Raw genomic sequence first — 16,107 nt, 5'->3', positions numbered from 1 at the left:
CGCCACACGAAACCTTGCCTGGGCCAGCCTCCCGGCTCAGGCAAAAAAGTCAGACCTGCGGGTGAATTATTAGTTCGCTTTCCAGTTTTCAAGAATTGTTTCGGTGCGTTTCACCGAAGGCGGGTTGGCAGGGGCGATGAAGTTACGCCAGACATCGTTATAGTGCGCGATCAGAACCTGGGCATCGGCCGCTGGACGATTGGCCGTGGTGTGGGCATCCTCCGCAACCGTGATGTGGTAGCCCCGGCTGACACCGTTTTTAAAGGTGGCATCGACACAATAATCCGTCGCGCAGCCGCAGATAATAAATTCATCGATCTCCTGTTCGCGCAACAGTGCCTCGAGCGAAGTGTTATAGAAGGCATCGCAAGCGGTCTTCGTGACGTAAAACGCCCCTGCCGGCTGGTTGAGATCGGGCAGCAATGCAAACCCTTCGCTCCCCTCCTCTAGCCCGCCAGCTTCAGTATGCTGTATGAAAATAACGGCCTCAGCAGCCTGGGTAAGCTGATTGATCAGTGAGACACATTTCTCACTCTGATGGCGCGGCGTCTTAAACACCCCATTCTGCATATCAACCACCAAAACCACACGCTTTTCAGACATACCGTTCTCCGCAATAATGAATGTAACTGGTGACTATCATAAGCCCGATGTCACAAAATGGGAGTCTGGCCGTAAGTAAATTGTGCAAATTTACCCACGGTTACGTTTTTCTCGCTATCGTTATGCAAATCGGACGATTGCCCGACGCCGATTAGTAGTATAACTACCCGTAACTCTCCTTATTCACTGGATGGATGCTTTTCGTTGAAACGTTGTCTGCTCTCTTTCGCCGCGCTGTGTGCGGTGAGCCTGTCCACCGCCCAGGCAGCACAGCCTCTGACGGCACCGGTTCTGGCCTCTGACATTGCCGATCGCTATGCGAACCTTATTTATTACGGCAGTGGTGCGACGGGAATGGCGCTGGTCGTGATCGACGGTAACCAGCGGGTGTTTCGCAGCTTCGGTGAAACACGACCGGGAAATAACGTTCGCCCGCAGCTGGATTCCGTTATCCGTGTCGCGTCGATAACCAAGCTGATGACCAGCGAAATGCTGGTGAAATTGCTCGATCAGGGCGTGGTAAAACTCGACGATCCGCTCAGCAAATATGCGCCACCCGGCGCTCGCGTTCCGACATATCAGGGAACGCCGATCAGGCTGGTGAACCTGGCGACCCATACCAGCGCCCTGCCGCGAGAACAGCCCGGTGGCGCTGCGCATCGCCCTGTCTTTGTCTGGCCAACTCGCGAACAACGCTGGAACTACCTGAGCACCGCAACGCTGAAATCGGCCCCGGGTTCTCAGGCTGGCTATTCTAACCTGGCGTTTGATCTGCTGGCCGACGCGTTAGCAACGGCATCAGGTAAGCCTTACCCTCAACTTTTTGAAGAGCAAATCACGCGTCCGCTCGGGATGAAAGATACTACTTACACCCCCTCCCCGGACCAGTGCAAGCGTCTGATGGTGGCGGAAAAAGGGGCCAGCCCGTGTAATAACACGCTGGCAGCCATTGGCAGCGGTGGGGTTTACTCTACGCCTGGCGACATGATGCGCTGGATGCAACAGTTCCTCTCATCGGATTTTTACGCGCGCAGTAATCAGGCCGACCGAATGCAGACGCTCATCTACCAGCGTGCTCAGTTACGTCGCGTCATTGGTATGGATGTTCCCGGTAAAGCCGATGCCCTCGGCATGGGCTGGGTATATATGGCGCCAAAAGATGGTCGCCCGGGTATTATTCAAAAAACCGGTGGGGGTGGCGGATTCATCACCTACATGGCGATGATTCCGCAATCAAACGTGGGCGCTTTTGTGGTGGTCACCCGGTCACCGAACACCCGCTTCGTGAATATGAGTGATGGCGTAAATAACCTTGTAGCCGAGCTGAGCGCCAATAAAGCGCAGGTACTTACGGCCGCTAACTGAGCTTAATAGTCCGTGGGCAAACGGTTGATACTGATCAGTTTGCCCCGGCTCATATTGATGTAGTTCCCCTGACGCAGCGCCGCCAGAACCTCCGCAACCACCGAACGTGATATACGCGTGCTACGCTGAATATGATTCATCACACCAATTTTTGAGCGTAGCGTGTCATCCCACTCGGCCATATTGATTAGCATCGCCCGAATTTGGCTATACGAATTATTTCCGACCAGCTGGATATCACGTTTTCCCAGTAAATGATTTAGCCATGAAAGCCAGCAGAATGCTTCTTGCCAGAGTTGCGCTTCTTGAATAATTTCGCATGCAGTAGAGGCTGGCAAATAAAATCCGGTACAAGGTGTTTGTGCCATCAGAGAATATTCAAGATAGCTGTCATTAATCCATGCACTTAATCCATGAATATAGGGTGCCCGTGCAATACCCACGAGTAATTCATCTGATTTACGGTGAACGACTGTCAGGCCGGATTGTATTACAAATGTCAATGGTTCATCATCATTATTGCCGGTAGTTATAAATTGTTGTGGTTCCGTTTTAAATGGGGTACCGGCGACTTCCAGACACTTTATGAGCCGGCTTAATTCAGAAAGTGGTTTCGCATTAACGTTCATGCATACCTCAAGTCATCTGTATATGTCGGTTCTTTATTATTTTTAAAGCACATAAAAAAGCGGGGGCAAAATCCCCCGCGTTTTTTCTTACCAGGTATATTTCACACCCAGGTTTGCTCCCCAGTTCTGGTCAACGTCGCCGCCGCCCAGATAAGTCGCATCAGTGTAAGCACTGAAGTTTTTCGTGAAGCTGAACTGAGTGCCCAGTCCCACGCGAACCGCAGAGCCTTCCACGCCGTTGTCAATGCTGTCATTGTTGATATCAGCATTGTTGTCGGCATCGTCATACACGTAAGCCAGCTTGAAGTAAGGGGTTAATGCCTGCTCGCCACCGTAGTTGAAGGTATAACCTGCATCCACGCCGAGCTCATAACGCATACTGTCGTAAGACTGGCCATCGATACGCATGTCGTTGCTTAACTGATAGTCATCACCGGACTGGAACAGGCCAGAGATCGCCGCGTAAGGCGTGACGTAGCCAGACAGGTTTGGTTTCCAGTCATAGCCCAGTTTCATCCCGAAACCAACGGCGTCAGTCGTGGTATTACCGTCAACATACTGACCGTTGCTCATGGTAGCAGAGAGGTCGTTGTTGAAGCGGGTGTAGCTCATGGAGCTGTCGAGGAAGATGTCGTTCATGAACTTCGCCGACGCGTAGATCATCGCAGTCTGGCTGTCCTGATCGACCTGACCAGTACGATCGCTGATATCACCCTTCGCGAAACCAGCCGCACCACCGACAATCCACTTCGCGTTATTACCGTCGATCTGAGTATCCAGACCCACCATAATGCCGCTTACGTCCTGATCGTAGCTAACGGTGCCATTATCCGCGTCAAAGTTGCCGCCAAAATAGCTCACCCATGCGCCGCCGTTATCTGCCAGGCCATGACGGCTGTTGGTCAGACGGGTACCCACGGTATCCTGTTGCAGATTCCAGATGTTGATATTAGCAGAAGGAATGCTCAGCGCCATGTTGGCGTAGTCAGTCAGCTCTTCCTGCTGGAGAACAACGGTGTCACCCTTCTGCTGCGCCTGATAGGTGTATGCACCTAAATCAGCTTTGTTTGCCGCAGTAAAGCTGGCAGCGGTATCCGCGTTATTGTCATAAACGCGAATGATCTCTTTGTTTTTGTAGTCAGCTACGGAGCCTGCACCGGTCGCATCGTCGATGCGCACTTTATAGTTACCGGCAACGTCACCGTTCACCGCCAGATGGCCGTCAGAGTTCAGCGCGACAACACCATAGTCGTAGTCCGCTTTATGGCTATCGTTGGTGATATAGCGTGCGTTGTTCAGGTCGCTGTTCAGCACATAATCGCGGCTGGCAACGTTGAGCACACCGCCATCAGTCAGCACCATATTGTGCGTATCAACCTGACCCAGACCCAGCGCCAGCTCTGCACCGTTGTCTACAGTAATGGTGTTGGCATACAGTTCTGCCGTCTCTTCAGTCAGTGCCGCACGGCTGTAGCTATCCAGATACAGACTGTCGGTTGCCACGGCACCGCTGTCGCCAATATTCAAGGTTGAAGCATTGGTCAGGGTGATGGAATCTGCCAGCAGGCCGGAGTTTTCAACATTGACCTGAGACTGGTTGTTCACCGTCAGTGCATCGATGTTGGAGATCTTGCGGGTATCCCACTCGGAACCGTTATCCAGCGCCACGTTGAACAGGCCGCTCTGATACACCTCTTCACCGGCAACGTGACCGTTGCTGTCAAAGGTAGAATCAGGCCAGATGCTATTCGGGGACAATGCGTGCCAGTCTACGTTGCTGTAGCCCTGGCCATACATCTGCGCAGTGCCGATAGCTTCAACGCTGGACTGCGCTGCACCCACCCACTTACTGCCGTTGGTCAGCGTGACATCCAGTTTATCGGTACCATCCCAGCCGTTGGTGGTTGGGTTATAGACGCCATCTTCTGTGGTATCCGTTGCCGGATCGCCATTCTCGTAGAAGTTGTTATCAAAGGTGCTGGAGAAAAGAATGTCACCCGTAACGGTAGAGTGATCGAAGGTAGCGGTGGTCTGCATGGCGTTATCAGACGCACTGGCAGCAACGATCAGCGCCGCATCATCCGCAGCCGTGGCGTTGGTTTCACCGTAGTCGCTTGGCTTCGCCGTTTGACCGTAGAAGCCGCTGGTACCCAGATCGCTGTATGCGCCAGAGGTCAGCACAGAGTCTTTCACCACCAGCGTATCGGTAAAGATATTGCTGCTGTTAGCAACGCCTTCAACACCGTCGTATGGCGTGTTATCAAGCTCCTGATAACCCTGCGTCAGCGTGATGCCCGCGATGTGGGAATTGTTCTGAATAACGATATCAGACTCAACATCCAGGGTGATGGCGTTACCCAGACCATAGGTGTCCAGATAATGCGTTTCAGTGGTATCGCCATTAACGACATCATACGCATAATGCTCGTAGGTATCGTTGATGGTGGAGTTATCAACAGTCAGGCTAAAACGATCGTACTGGGTATGCGTAGTGCCGTCAGTATCTACGCCTTCTGCACACGTCGTGGTCATACATTCTGACGTGATCATGCCGTTAATGGTGCTGTTAGAAATACTCAACGCGTTCGCACGGCCATTGACACCATCATCCAGATAGTATGTCGAAATAACTCCGTTTACGGTTGATTTATTGATGACTGGATAAATGTCACCATCATGTGTGGCATCTGAATAATCCCAGTCAGCATAACCATAATACCAGGGCGTGGACGCAGTATTGTCATATCCAAAAGTATTATATGTCGTGCCGGATATATCTTTCGCATTGGCCTGAGAAGCGATAGCCAGTGTGCAGGCTAATGCAAGTTGTGATACAACCAGTTTCTTTTTCCATGTTTGCATTGGGTCATCCCTCCTCAGGGACGTAAGCAAGTTTGTCCATCAAATCATTTGGCAACGTTTAATTGCGGAAGGAATTATGCAGTTTCACTTCGAAAAGGTTCAATGAATGATTCCATTAAGTCCGTATTCAGACAAATAAGCTTATAATCCCAAGACAATATCAATCATTATGAATAAATATTATAAATTCAACTGATTGCAAACTACTTTAGTTGCTTCGACACATATAATAAAAAGCAATAAATCATTTATATTTATAATCCCAAACCAATATAGAAGCCTCACCAATATCACATACCACTCTGGACACCATAATAAGATTTATAATATATACAAAATACATGTAGCGTATATTAATCGATTTCGAAAATCTAAAAGACAACTTTAGTAAAACACCACTCTCCGCTTTCAGGTACACTAAGCCTCTTTGTTCCACAAACATCAGGCATACCATGACCGATTTAATTGCTCGTCCCCGTCGCCTGCGCAAGTCACCCGCACTGCGCGCCATGTTTGAAGAGACAACACTGACCTTAAACGATCTGGTGTTGCCGATTTTTGTTGAAGAAGAGATCGATGACTACAAAGCCATCGACGCGATGCCGGGCGTGATGCGCATTCCTGAAAAGCATCTGGCCCGCGAGATCGAACGCATTGCGAATGCGGGCATCCGCTCGGTGATGACGTTCGGTATCTCCCACCACACTGACGCAACCGGCAGTGATGCATGGAAAGAAGACGGCCTCGTGGCACGCATGTCGCGCATCTGCAAAGAGAGTGTGCCGGAGATGATCGTCATGTCCGATACCTGCTTCTGCGAATACACCTCTCATGGCCACTGCGGTGTGCTATGCGATCACGGCGTGGACAACGATGCGACCCTGCTGAATCTGGGCAAGCAGGCGGTGGTTGCCGCCGCCGCGGGTGCGGATTTCATTGCACCTTCTGCGGCAATGGATGGTCAGGTTCAGGCTATTCGTCATGCGCTGGATGCGGCAGGCTTTACCGACACCGCCATCATGTCCTACTCCACCAAATTCGCCTCCTCCTTCTACGGCCCGTTCCGTGAAGCAGCGGGCACGGCGCTGAAAGGCGATCGTAAAACCTATCAGATGAACCCGCTGAACCGCCGCGAAGCGATTCGTGAATCTCTGCTCGATGAAGCACAGGGCGCAGACTGTCTGATGGTGAAACCGGCCGGCGCGTATCTGGATATCCTGCGCGACATTCGCGAACGCACCGAACTGCCGCTGGGCGCATACCAGGTGAGCGGCGAGTACGCGATGATCAAATTCGCCGCGCAGGCGGGTGCCATCGACGAAGAGAAAGTGATCCTCGAAAGCCTGGGTGCGATCAAACGCGCGGGCGCGGATCTGATCTTCAGCTACTTCGCGTTGGATCTGGCTGAGAAGAAAATTCTGCGTTAATCCGCTTTAGCGCCGGGTGGCTTCGCCATACCCGGCCTGCTCTCTGCGCGAATCTTCACCAAACTGCAATACAACCGACATCTCCTCCTTCTACTGTCTGGGCAAGACGGCAGGAGGAGTGATCAATGTTTAGTCTCGACAGCGTTCTTGATGACCTTTGGCCTCAGGCGAGGCCCGCACCCTGGCAAAAAAGTCTGTTAAAAAGACTGCTCCACGAAGACGAATTTCAGCAGTTTGCCGCCAGCCACCGTCACCTGAAAGGGCTGGATATGGTAGAGCAGGTTCTGGAACACCTTGATATTCTCTGCACCATTTCCGCCCGAGACCTCGAACAAATCCCCGAACACGGCCCACTCATTGTGATAGCGAACCACCCGACGGGCACCCTGGATGGGCTGGCGCTACTGTATGCCGTTTCGCGCGTGCGCCGGGACGTCAAGGTTGTCACCAACCGGATGCTGTCTCACCTTGAGCCCCTCAGCTCGTTGTTTATCCCCGTGGACAATATGGGCGGCAGAACCGCAAAAGCATCTCTGGTGCAGATGGAGCAGCACCTGCAAAACGCCGGCGTGCTGATCTTCTTCCCGGCGGGCGAAGTCTCCCGCCCAACGCGTAAAGGCATCCGCGATAAAAAGTGGCATCCGGGCTTTATCAAGCTGGCCAGCAAACTACGGGTACCGCTGCTACCGGTACATATTCAGGCCCACAACAGCCTGCTGTTTTATGCCAGCACCCTGGTATCGCCGACGGTATCCCTGCTGCTGCTGATGCAACAGATGTTTCGCCGCCGCCACAGCCAGCTGCCGATCAAAATCGGCCAGCAGATTGCCTGGAATGATCGGTTTAGCTCTACCCTTTCATCGCGTGAGATGGCCGAGCAGTGCCGTCAGCATGTGATACGACTTGGCAAGGGATTGCCTGGCGTCTTTAGAACCCAGTGCGCCATTGCCCGCCCGGAAGACAGGGCCACGCTGAAGCGGGAGCTGGCGCAGGCCGAATGTCTGGGCAAAACCAGCGATGGTAAAACCATCTATTTGTGGCAGCGCAACGGGCAGGAAGAGGCGCCTCTGCTGCGCGAGCTAGGGCGACTGCGCGAGATTGCCTTTCGCGCCGTGGAGGAAGGCAGCGGAAAGCGCCGGGATACCGACAGCTACGATGATGACTATCTGCACCTTATTCTGTGGGATGATGATGACCTCGAGATTGTCGGCGCGTACCGCTTTATGCCAACGGCCATGCAGGTGGAAAAGTGCGGCGTCGAGGGATTGTACAGTTACAGCCTGTTCCACTACGACGAAAAAATGCAGGACATACTGGAGCACGGCATTGAGCTGGGGCGCAGCTTTATACAGCCGCGCTACTGGGGACGTCGCGGTCTGGACTACCTGTGGTCAGGCATTGGCGCCTATCTGGCGCGCTATCCACATTACCGTTACCTGTTTGGTCCGGTGTCCATCTCCGGCGGCTTACCGCCTGCCGCCCGGGATCTGCTGGTCGCGTTTTATCGTCTCTGGTTTCCGGCCAGCCACCCGTTAGCCGCCTCGCGTCAACCCTACCCGGCGTCACTCCCGGACGTGCTGGCGCAATTTAGCGGGGTGGATTACGTGGATGACCTGACAAAGCTCAAATCCCTGCTCGGCAATCTGGGCTGCGGTATTCCGCCGCTTTATAAACAATATTCCGAGCTATGCGAGCCAGGCGGCGTGCAGTTTATCGATTTCGGCAGCGATCCGGCGTTCAATAACTGTATCGACGGGCTGGTGCTGGTGGATCTGTGTTATCTGAAGGCGAACCGCTATCAGCGGTATATAGAGGCGCACTTAATACCCTCACCCCTGCCCTCTCCCTAAAAGGGAGAGGGTGAAAACCGCACCGGTCAGTCCCCTCGCCCCTTTGGGGAGAGGGTTAGGGTGAGGGGCTCAAACCGCACGGTAGAACGGCTTATCCCCCAAAATCGTCGCCCGCTGCATAATCCTTCGCTGCGGCAGGTAATCCGCATTGGCGTAATGCTGTGTGACGCGGTTATCCCAAATCGCCAGATCGTTCTCCTGCCAGCGCCAGCGCACCTGAAACTCCGGCTTCGTGATATGCGCAAACAGGAAACTGAGCAGCGCCTCGCTCTCTTTTTCCGTTACGTCCACAATGCGCGAGGTAAACCCTTCGTTCACAAACAGCGCCTGCTTGCCGGTCACCGGATGGGTACGCACCACCGGGTGCAACAGCGGCGGATGCTTTGCAACCGCATCCAGCCAGCGCTGGTGCTCCTCTTCCGTTTTACGGTACTTATACTCCTGGAACGATTTTTTAAAATCATGCTCCGCCCGCAGGCCACTTAGCAAGGTCTGGAACGGCGCGGAGAGCGCCTCAAACGCCGCAATGCCGCTCGCCCACAGCGTATCGCCGCCGGTCTCTGGCAGTAGTTTTGCTGCCAGAATCGCCCCGGCTGGCGGTGTGTCGATAAAGGTAACATCCGTATGCCAGTTGTCATTATCGGGCGGGTTATCGTTATGAGTGTCCAGCACGATAATTTCCTCCACCCCTTCCGCATGCGGGTAGACCGGGTGGATATGCAGGTCGCCAAAACGCAGGGCCAGCGCGCGCTGCTGTTGCGGGGTGATGGCCTGATCGCGCAGGAACACCACCTGATGGCGCAGCACCGCGTGGTACAGCTGCTCAAACTGGTTATCGCTCAGCGGACGGGTTACGTCCAGGCCCGACACCTGCGCGCCAATGTACGGCCCCAGCGGGACAATCGTCAGACGTTCACTCATTGTATTTCTCCATGCCAGGGCGTCAGGCGACGCTGTAGCGTGCGCAGTCCCAGTTCTAATCCAAAGGCGATCGCGGCGATGACCGCGATCCCTGCCAGTACCACGTCAGTCGCCAGGAACTCTCCCGCCGACTGCACCATAAACCCAAGGCCGCGCGTGGCGGCAATCAGCTCTGCCGCCACCAGCGTTGACCAGCCCACCCCAAGGCCGATGCGCAACCCGGTCAATATCTCCGGCAGCGCACCTGGTAAAATGACGAACAGCAGTACCTGCGCGCGGCTGGCGCCGAGCGACTGCGCCGCACGTATGCGTACCTGCTGCGCACTCTTTACGCCAGCCAGGGCCGACATTGCTACCGGCGCAAAAATAGCCAGATATATCAGTAAGATCTTTGACGTCTCGCCGATGCCAAACCAGATCACCATCAGGGGCAGATAAGCCAGCGGCGGTACGGGACGGTAAAGCTCTATCAGCGGGTCGAGAATGCCGCGCACCGTCGGGCTCAGTCCCATCGCAATCCCCACCGGAACGCCAATAATGACCGCCGCCAGCAGCGCCACCAGAATACGCGTCAGACTGGCGCCTAAATGCTGCCAGAGGGTGGCATCCATAAAGCCCTGCGGTCCGGCGATGGCGATCAGTTTTTCCAGAACCTGGCCTGGCGGGGGCAGAAACAGCGGGCTGATCCACTGCTGCGCGGCAACCGCCCACCATACCGCCAGCAACACCACCAGCGTGCTGACGCTTAAGGTGAGCTGGCGAGAGAACGGCCAGCGTAAGGCACGGCGCGTCCGCCGCGTTTTTTCACTGAAGACAATGCTCATGAGAACGCCTCCCGCTGTTCAAACACACGGCTCAGGATGTATTCCCGTTTTTCGATAAATAGCGGGTCTGATTTAATGCTGCGTACTGGCTCTCCCGCCACATAGCGCCGGGCAAACTCAAGCGGCAGACGCTCCAGCACGCGTCCCGGTCCCGGTGAGAGCAGCACCAGCTCCGTCGCCATAAACACGGCCTCTTCGATATCGTGGGTGATTAACAGCACCTGCTTGCCGGTTTCGTGCCACAGGCGCAGCAGCAGGGTTTGCATCTGCTCACGGGTAAAGGCATCCAGCGCCCCGAAAGGTTCGTCCAGCAACAGCAGCTGAGGGTTAGCCGCCAGCGCACGGGCAATCCCGACGCGCTGACGCTGCCCGCCTGAAAGCTGCCAGATAAAGCGTTTTTCAGCCCCCTCCAGCCCGACCTTTTTCAACATGTCGCGCGCCGTATTCAGACGCTGTTCACGCGCTACGCCGGCCAGTTGCAGACCAAACGCAACGTTTTCCTGCACGTTTCGCCACGGAAGTAGCCCTTCGTTCTGGAAGACCACGCCGCGCTCTGCGCCCGGCCCCGTTACCCGTTTTCCTTCGAGTTGGATCGTGCCGTGCTGATACGGTACAAACCCGGCGATCAGGTTCAGCAGCGTCGTTTTCCCGCAGCCGGACGGCCCCAGTACGACCAGCAGTTCACCGCTGTCCAGCGTCAGGTTGATCTCTTTCAGGGCGGGTTTGCCGCCGTAATCGGCAGACAGGTTGGTAATGTTCAGCATCGCAGCCCCCTTATTTCACAAAGCGGTCGGTCACGAACCGGCTGTAATCCGCTGCCACCGCAGGCACTTTGCCCTGCTCTTTCAGGAACGTCGCAGTGTCGACAATCGCTTTGCTCACCGGCCCGTTCAGCTGCTGGACCTGCTGCGCAGGTGTCAGATAGGTGTTGCCTTTCACCAGCCCCGGCACGTCAGCTTCCGGCACACCGCTCAGACGTGAGAGCTTCTCCAGGTTGGCGGGCTGTTTCAGCCATTCATCCGGGTTGCTGATGTAAGGCTGCTGAGCGTCGATGGCGCTTTTGGCGAAGGCTTTCACCACTTCAGGGTGTTTTTCGGCAAAGTCCTTACGAACGACCCAGACATCAAGTGTTGGCGCCCCCCATTGCCCCACTTTTTCGGAGTCGGTCAGCACGGTGCCGTCTTTTTCCAGCTCGTTGACGGCGGGCGCCCAGACGTATGCTCCGTCAATGTCGCCACGCTGCCAGGCGGCAATAATCGCTGGAGGTTGCAGGTTGATGATCTGCACCTGGCCCGGCTTAATACCCCAGTGTTTCAGCGCTGCCAGCAGGCTGTAATGCGTGGTGGAGATAAACGGCACCGCGATGCGTTTGCCAATCAAATCTTCGGGTTTCGTGATGCTTTTCTTCACCACCAGCGCTTCGGAATTTCCGAGCTGCGATGCCAGCAGGAAGACTTCAATCGGCACCTGCTGGCTGGCGGCCACCGCCAGCGGGCTGGAACCCAGGTTGCCAATCTGCACGTCGCCCGAGGCTAACGCCCGCACAATTGCCGCGCCGCTGTCGAACTTGCGCCAGTTGACGTTCGCCCCGCTCGCTTTGGCGAAGGTGTTATCCGCCTGCGCGACTTTCGCCGGTTCCGCGGAAGTCTGATACGCGACGGTGACGTCCACCGCCTGCGCCTGAAATGCCCACAGCGCCAGTGCACCAAGTAACGTGATTCGCGATGAAATTGCCATACCGTCTGCTCCCCTTGTTGTTATAAGGGCAGTATTTCCGGCGCGAGAATTTTGATAAAGGAATAAAAAAGAATCGCTAATGACGATTCGTTTTTAGAAAAAAAGCGGGAAAGGATAGTGAATTTTGTGCGGTTGTTTCGCCGGGTGGCGCTGCGCTTACCCGGCCTACGGTTCGTGCAATTTGTAGGCCGGGTAAGGCGCAACCGCCGCCCGGCAAAGGCCTCAGCGCTGAACCGTCAGCGCAGCAATATCCTGCGGCGTGGTCCGACAGCAGCCGCCAATCAGCTTCGCGCCTGCTTCCAGCCACTGCGGTAAATACCCCGCCAGCGTCTCGCACGTTTCACCGCGGTGATGCCAGGTTTTACTCACCGCATCGTAATGCTCGCCGGAGTTCGGATAGACCACCAGGGGCAGCGACGTCAGGCTGTGCAGATGCGTCAGCGCCGCCGTGGTGTTTTCCAGCGCGATACAGTTAATCCCCAGCGCGACAACCTGCGGGTAGCTTTCCAGCGCAGAAACAACATCCCGCAGCGGCGTTCCGTCGCTCAGGTGCTCACTGTCACGCAGGGTAAATGAGAACCATGCCCGGGCGCGCGGAAACGCCGTCAGCAACGCCGCCAGCGCCTTAATCTCAGTGAACGAAGGCAGCGTTTCACAGGCCAGGAGGTCCGCGCCCGCATCCAACAGCGCCTCTACACGCGGGCGGTGGAAGGCGGTAAATTCTTCAGCGCTACGCACATAATCGCCGCGATACTCGGAACCATCGGCCAGATACGCGCCGTAAGGGCCCACAGATCCCGCCACCAGCAGCGTGCCTGCATTTGCGTTCTCAGCCAGGTAAGCTTCCCGCGCTTTGCGTGCCAGCTCTACGCTTTTGCCAATCAACGCCCGGGATTGCGACTCGTCCAGCCCGCGAGCGGCAAAGCCTGCGGGTGTCGCCTGATAGCTGGCGGTGATCGCCACCTGTGCCCCCGCGCGGTAGTAGTCGAGGTGTACGTCGCGGATCAGCTCCGGATTTTCCATCAGCACTTTGGCCGACCAGAGACTGTCGGCAAGGTTACAACCGCGCGCTTCCAGCTCCGTTGCCATCGCCCCATCCAGCACGACAAACGGCTGTTTTTCAAGGAGGGCGGTAAGCGGATTATTCTGCGACATGTTCAGGCTCCTGCGTGGTCAGATTTCGGGTCAGGTAGTACGCACCATAACACAGGGCGACAAACGGAAGCCCGCAATAAAGGGCAATACGCTGGCTGGGGTCAAACCACAGGCCGACGCAGGCCACCAGGCAGAGGATAAAGCCAAGCACGGGCACCAGCGGATACCATGGCGCGCGATACTGCAACGCGGATAGCGGCTGGCCGGACTGCACGTGACGGCGACGAAACACGAAGTGCGACGCGCAAATGCTAATCCACACCGCCACCACCGCAAAACCGGAAATGGCTGACAGGGCCACAAACACCGTATCCGGCGCGACCACGCTGGAGAACAACGCCAGCACGCCGCCCAGCATGGAAACAGAAAGCGCCGTCAGCGGCACGCCGTTTTTGTTGACGCGGGCAAAGCAGCGCGGCAGCGTTTTCTCGTTAGACAGAGACCAAAGCATACGGCCAGAGGCGTACAGACCCGAGTTCGCCGCCGAGAGGATCGCCGTCAGGATCACGAAGTTAAAGATATCCGCCGCATACGGAATGCCGACCTTTTCAAACACCAGCACGAACGGACTTTTCTCCACGCCAGCCTGCTGCATCGGGATCAACGCCGCCAGCACAAACACGGTGCCAATAAAGAAGATGATGAGCCGGGCGATGGTGGTGCGAATAGCAACCGGAATAACCTTGTGTGGGTTTTCCGTTTCCCCTGCCGCGATGCCGATAAGCTCCGTTCCTGAGAAGGCAAAGTTGACCGCCACCATGGTCATCAGGATCGGCAGGCCACCGTGCGGGAACCAGCCTTCGGCGGTAATGTTGCTTAGTCCCGGCGCGGCAGAGCCGTCCGCCATCGGGATAAAGCCAAAGATGGCCGCGCCGCCGAGAATAATAAAGGCGACGATGGTGATAACCTTGACCAGCGAGAACCAGAATTCCCCTTCCGCGAAAAAGCGCGTGGAAATCACGTTAAGACCAAAGATCACAGCGCAAAAGACAACGCACCACGTCCAGACGGGAACCTGTGGGAACCAGTACTGCATGCAGAACCCGGCCGCGGTAAAGCTCGATCCCAGCGCCACTGTCCACGTAAGCCAGTAGAGCCACGCCACGGTATACCCCGTCGCCGGGCCGAGATAGCGGGCGGCATAGACGTGAAACGCGCCGGTTTCCGGCATCGCCACGGAGAGCTCGCCCAGACATTGCATGACCAGCCAGACCACCAGCGCACCGATAAGATATGCCAGCAGCGTGCCCGCCGCGCCGGTTGTCGAGATGATATATCCGGTATTGAAGAATAACCCTGTGCCGATAACGCCACCCAGCGAGAGCATAATCAGGTGGCGGGTTTTCATGGTGCGCTTAAGTTGCCCGTTTTCTTGTTGTGTTTGCATGTTACCTTCTAAACGTATGGACATCTAAACATCCAAAGAAGGAGTGTTATACCGCGATTGTTAACAAAAAGCCACCCGGCGCGACTTCAGCGCAATTATTGGTAAATCCTTAAATCAGTTCTATAGTCGACACAGTTTCTTCTTCACCAGGACTCACTATGCGATTTAACGGACTGACCAAAGGTTTCTTTATTCTCATCCTGGCCCTTGTAACCTGGGCCTTCTTTGACGTGCTGTCTCCCTATTTCTCGGCGATTCTGTGGGCCGCGATCCTGACCATCATTTTCAACCCGGTGAAAAACAAACTGCGTACCGCGCTGGGCGATCGCAACGGGCTGGCTTCACTCCTCACACTCGGCATTATCTGCCTGATCGTGTTTATTCCGTTGATGGTGATCCTTTCCTCGCTCGCGGTGGAACTGAACATGGTTTACACCAGGCTGCAACAGAACAACACGCAGTTCCCGGAAGTGATCGCCGGTATCTTCAACCGCCTGCCGGACTGGGCCAGCGGCTTCCTGGCGGATCACAACCTGACCAACGCCGCGCAGATCCAGAAAAAACTCTCCGATGTCGCGTTACAGGGCGGGCAGTATCTGGCGGGCAGCGCGTTCCTGATTGGGAAAGGGACGTTCGGCTTTGCCATCAGCTTTGGCATTATGCTGTATCTGCTGTTTTTCTTGCTGAAAGACGGGCCGTATCTGGTGCGCCAGATCCTCGACTCGCTGCCGCTGTCTGACTTCGTCAAACAGCACCTGTTCGCTAAGTTTGTCGGCGTCTCGCGCGCCACGGTAAAAGGCACGGCGGTCGTGGCGGTGGTTCAGGGCACGCTCGGTGGTATCGCCTTTGCTATTGTCGGTATTGACGGCAGCGTATTGTGGGGCGCACTGATGGCATTTCTCTCCCTGGTGCCTGCCGTTGGGTCGGCCATCGTCTGGGTTCCCGCCGCCATCTTCCTGTTTGCCACTCACCAGCTGTGGCAGGGTCTGTTCATTGTGGGCTTCTTCGTCATTATCGTCGGGCTGGTGGACAACCTGTTGCGTCCGCTGCTGGTGGGCAAAGACACCAAAATGCCGGACTACCTGATACTGATTACCACGCTCGGCGGTATGGAGCTGTACGGCATCAACGGCTTTGTGATTGGGCCGCTGATTGCCGCTCTGTTTATCGCCTGCTGGAACCTCTTCTCCGGCCGCGATCACGCAGGCAACGCCGAGGAGCTGGACGCAGACTTTATCGAAGAGGGGAGGAATTCTCCGGATCTATAAAGAAAGGCGTTCTGTGAGGCGGCCCTGTGCCGCCTTTTTTTTCGCGATAAATCAGAGGTTTTCTATAATCTGAAATGAA

13 protein-coding genes are annotated in these 16,107 nt (G+C 55.6%); 4 read left to right on the top strand and 9 right to left on the bottom strand.

All coding sequences use genetic code 11. The features are described 5' to 3' along the window. Positions 1-69: 69 nt before the first annotated feature. Positions 70-603, bottom strand: coding sequence for an isochorismatase family protein (locus tag ACQG03_RS05100; RefSeq protein WP_023305557.1), 534 nt, complete (start codon positions 601-603; stop codon positions 70-72). Positions 604-807: 204 nt separating this feature from the next. On the opposite strand from ACQG03_RS05100, the gene ampH reads away from it, so the two are divergent. Continuing rightward, positions 808-1,968, top strand: coding sequence for a D-alanyl-D-alanine-carboxypeptidase/endopeptidase AmpH (gene ampH, locus ACQG03_RS05095; protein ID WP_022647200.1), 1,161 nt, complete (start codon positions 808-810; stop codon positions 1,966-1,968). A 2-nt stretch (positions 1,969-1,970) separates the two neighbouring features. On the opposite strand, the gene ACQG03_RS05090 is transcribed toward ampH, so the two are convergent. Together ACQG03_RS05090 and ACQG03_RS05085 are read right to left on the bottom strand one after the other, a co-directional pair. Continuing rightward, positions 1,971-2,597: a helix-turn-helix domain-containing protein gene (locus ACQG03_RS05090; RefSeq protein WP_022647199.1), complete on the bottom strand. Its 627-nt coding sequence runs from the start codon at positions 2,595-2,597 to the stop codon at positions 1,971-1,973. 87 nt (positions 2,598-2,684) lie between these two features. Further along, on the bottom strand, positions 2,685-5,459 hold the full coding sequence (locus ACQG03_RS05085; protein ID WP_063163714.1) for an autotransporter outer membrane beta-barrel domain-containing protein: 2,775 nt from the start codon (positions 5,457-5,459) through the stop codon (positions 2,685-2,687). Between the two features lie 452 nt (positions 5,460-5,911). Between ACQG03_RS05085 and hemB the strand changes: the two genes are divergently transcribed. Continuing rightward, complete coding sequence (hemB, locus tag ACQG03_RS05080; protein WP_003859169.1) at positions 5,912-6,886, top strand: porphobilinogen synthase; 975 nt, start codon at positions 5,912-5,914, stop codon at positions 6,884-6,886. A 125-nt stretch (positions 6,887-7,011) separates the two neighbouring features. Beyond that, on the top strand, positions 7,012-8,736 hold the full coding sequence (locus tag ACQG03_RS05075) for a lysophospholipid acyltransferase family protein (RefSeq protein WP_063163715.1): 1,725 nt from the start codon (positions 7,012-7,014) through the stop codon (positions 8,734-8,736). A 69-nt stretch (positions 8,737-8,805) separates the two neighbouring features. Here ACQG03_RS05075 and tauD read toward each other — a convergent pair whose 3' ends face one another. The 6 genes from tauD to mmuP all read right to left on the bottom strand — a co-directional run bounded on the left by tauD (position 8,806) and on the right by mmuP (position 14,760). Next, positions 8,806-9,657 (bottom strand): taurine dioxygenase, encoded by an 852-nt coding sequence (gene tauD, locus ACQG03_RS05070; protein ID WP_063163716.1) that lies wholly within the window; start codon positions 9,655-9,657, stop codon positions 8,806-8,808. Continuing rightward, complete coding sequence (gene tauC / locus ACQG03_RS05065) at positions 9,654-10,481, bottom strand: taurine ABC transporter permease TauC (RefSeq protein WP_022647195.1); 828 nt, start codon at positions 10,479-10,481, stop codon at positions 9,654-9,656. Before tauC ends, tauD begins: the two co-directional genes overlap by 4 nt. Continuing rightward, entirely contained in the window at positions 10,478-11,245 is a 768-nt protein-coding gene (tauB, locus tag ACQG03_RS05060) for a taurine ABC transporter ATP-binding subunit (protein WP_022647194.1), read from the bottom strand. The genes tauC and tauB overlap by 4 nt, the downstream gene beginning before the upstream one ends. A 10-nt stretch (positions 11,246-11,255) precedes the next feature. Next, positions 11,256-12,218 (bottom strand): taurine ABC transporter substrate-binding protein, encoded by a 963-nt coding sequence (tauA, locus tag ACQG03_RS05055; RefSeq protein WP_063163717.1) that lies wholly within the window; start codon positions 12,216-12,218, stop codon positions 11,256-11,258. A 222-nt stretch (positions 12,219-12,440) separates the two neighbouring features. Next, positions 12,441-13,373 (bottom strand): homocysteine S-methyltransferase, encoded by a 933-nt coding sequence (gene mmuM, locus ACQG03_RS05050; RefSeq protein WP_063163718.1) that lies wholly within the window; start codon positions 13,371-13,373, stop codon positions 12,441-12,443. Further along, on the bottom strand, positions 13,360-14,760 hold the full coding sequence (gene mmuP / locus ACQG03_RS05045; RefSeq protein ID WP_023305550.1) for an S-methylmethionine permease: 1,401 nt from the start codon (positions 14,758-14,760) through the stop codon (positions 13,360-13,362). Before mmuP ends, mmuM begins: the two co-directional genes overlap by 14 nt. 158 nt (positions 14,761-14,918) lie before the next feature. Here mmuP and ACQG03_RS05040 point away from each other — a divergent pair, with 158 nt between their 5' ends. Continuing rightward, entirely contained in the window at positions 14,919-16,028 is a 1,110-nt protein-coding gene (locus ACQG03_RS05040; RefSeq protein ID WP_022647190.1) for an AI-2E family transporter, read from the top strand. Positions 16,029-16,107: the final 79 nt, after the last annotated feature.

The sequence above is a fragment of the Enterobacter cloacae complex sp. 342H5 genome (assembly GCF_050030905.1).
Lineage (GTDB): Bacteria > Pseudomonadota > Gammaproteobacteria > Enterobacterales > Enterobacteriaceae > Enterobacter > Enterobacter intestinihominis.
Note: the sequence above shows the minus strand (reverse complement) of the source record. Positions and strands in the feature narration are given on the sequence as shown.

Coding starts and splice junctions, on each gene's coding strand:
- tauC (WP_022647195.1), bottom strand. CDS start 10,481: ATGAGCATTGTCTTCAGTGAAAAAACGCGGCGGACGCGCCGTGCCTTA.
- mmuP (WP_023305550.1), bottom strand. CDS start 14,760: ATGCAAACACAACAAGAAAACGGGCAACTTAAGCGCACCATGAAAACC.
- tauA (WP_063163717.1), bottom strand. CDS start 12,218: ATGGCAATTTCATCGCGAATCACGTTACTTGGTGCACTGGCGCTGTGG.
- ACQG03_RS05040 (WP_022647190.1), top strand. CDS start 14,919: ATGCGATTTAACGGACTGACCAAAGGTTTCTTTATTCTCATCCTGGCC.
- hemB (WP_003859169.1), top strand. CDS start 5,912: ATGACCGATTTAATTGCTCGTCCCCGTCGCCTGCGCAAGTCACCCGCA.
- ACQG03_RS05090 (WP_022647199.1), bottom strand. CDS start 2,597: ATGAACGTTAATGCGAAACCACTTTCTGAATTAAGCCGGCTCATAAAG.
- tauD (WP_063163716.1), bottom strand. CDS start 9,657: ATGAGTGAACGTCTGACGATTGTCCCGCTGGGGCCGTACATTGGCGCG.
- ACQG03_RS05075 (WP_063163715.1), top strand. CDS start 7,012: ATGTTTAGTCTCGACAGCGTTCTTGATGACCTTTGGCCTCAGGCGAGG.
- ACQG03_RS05085 (WP_063163714.1), bottom strand. CDS start 5,459: ATGCAAACATGGAAAAAGAAACTGGTTGTATCACAACTTGCATTAGCC.
- tauB (WP_022647194.1), bottom strand. CDS start 11,245: ATGCTGAACATTACCAACCTGTCTGCCGATTACGGCGGCAAACCCGCC.
- mmuM (WP_063163718.1), bottom strand. CDS start 13,373: ATGTCGCAGAATAATCCGCTTACCGCCCTCCTTGAAAAACAGCCGTTT.
- ACQG03_RS05100 (WP_023305557.1), bottom strand. CDS start 603: ATGTCTGAAAAGCGTGTGGTTTTGGTGGTTGATATGCAGAATGGGGTG.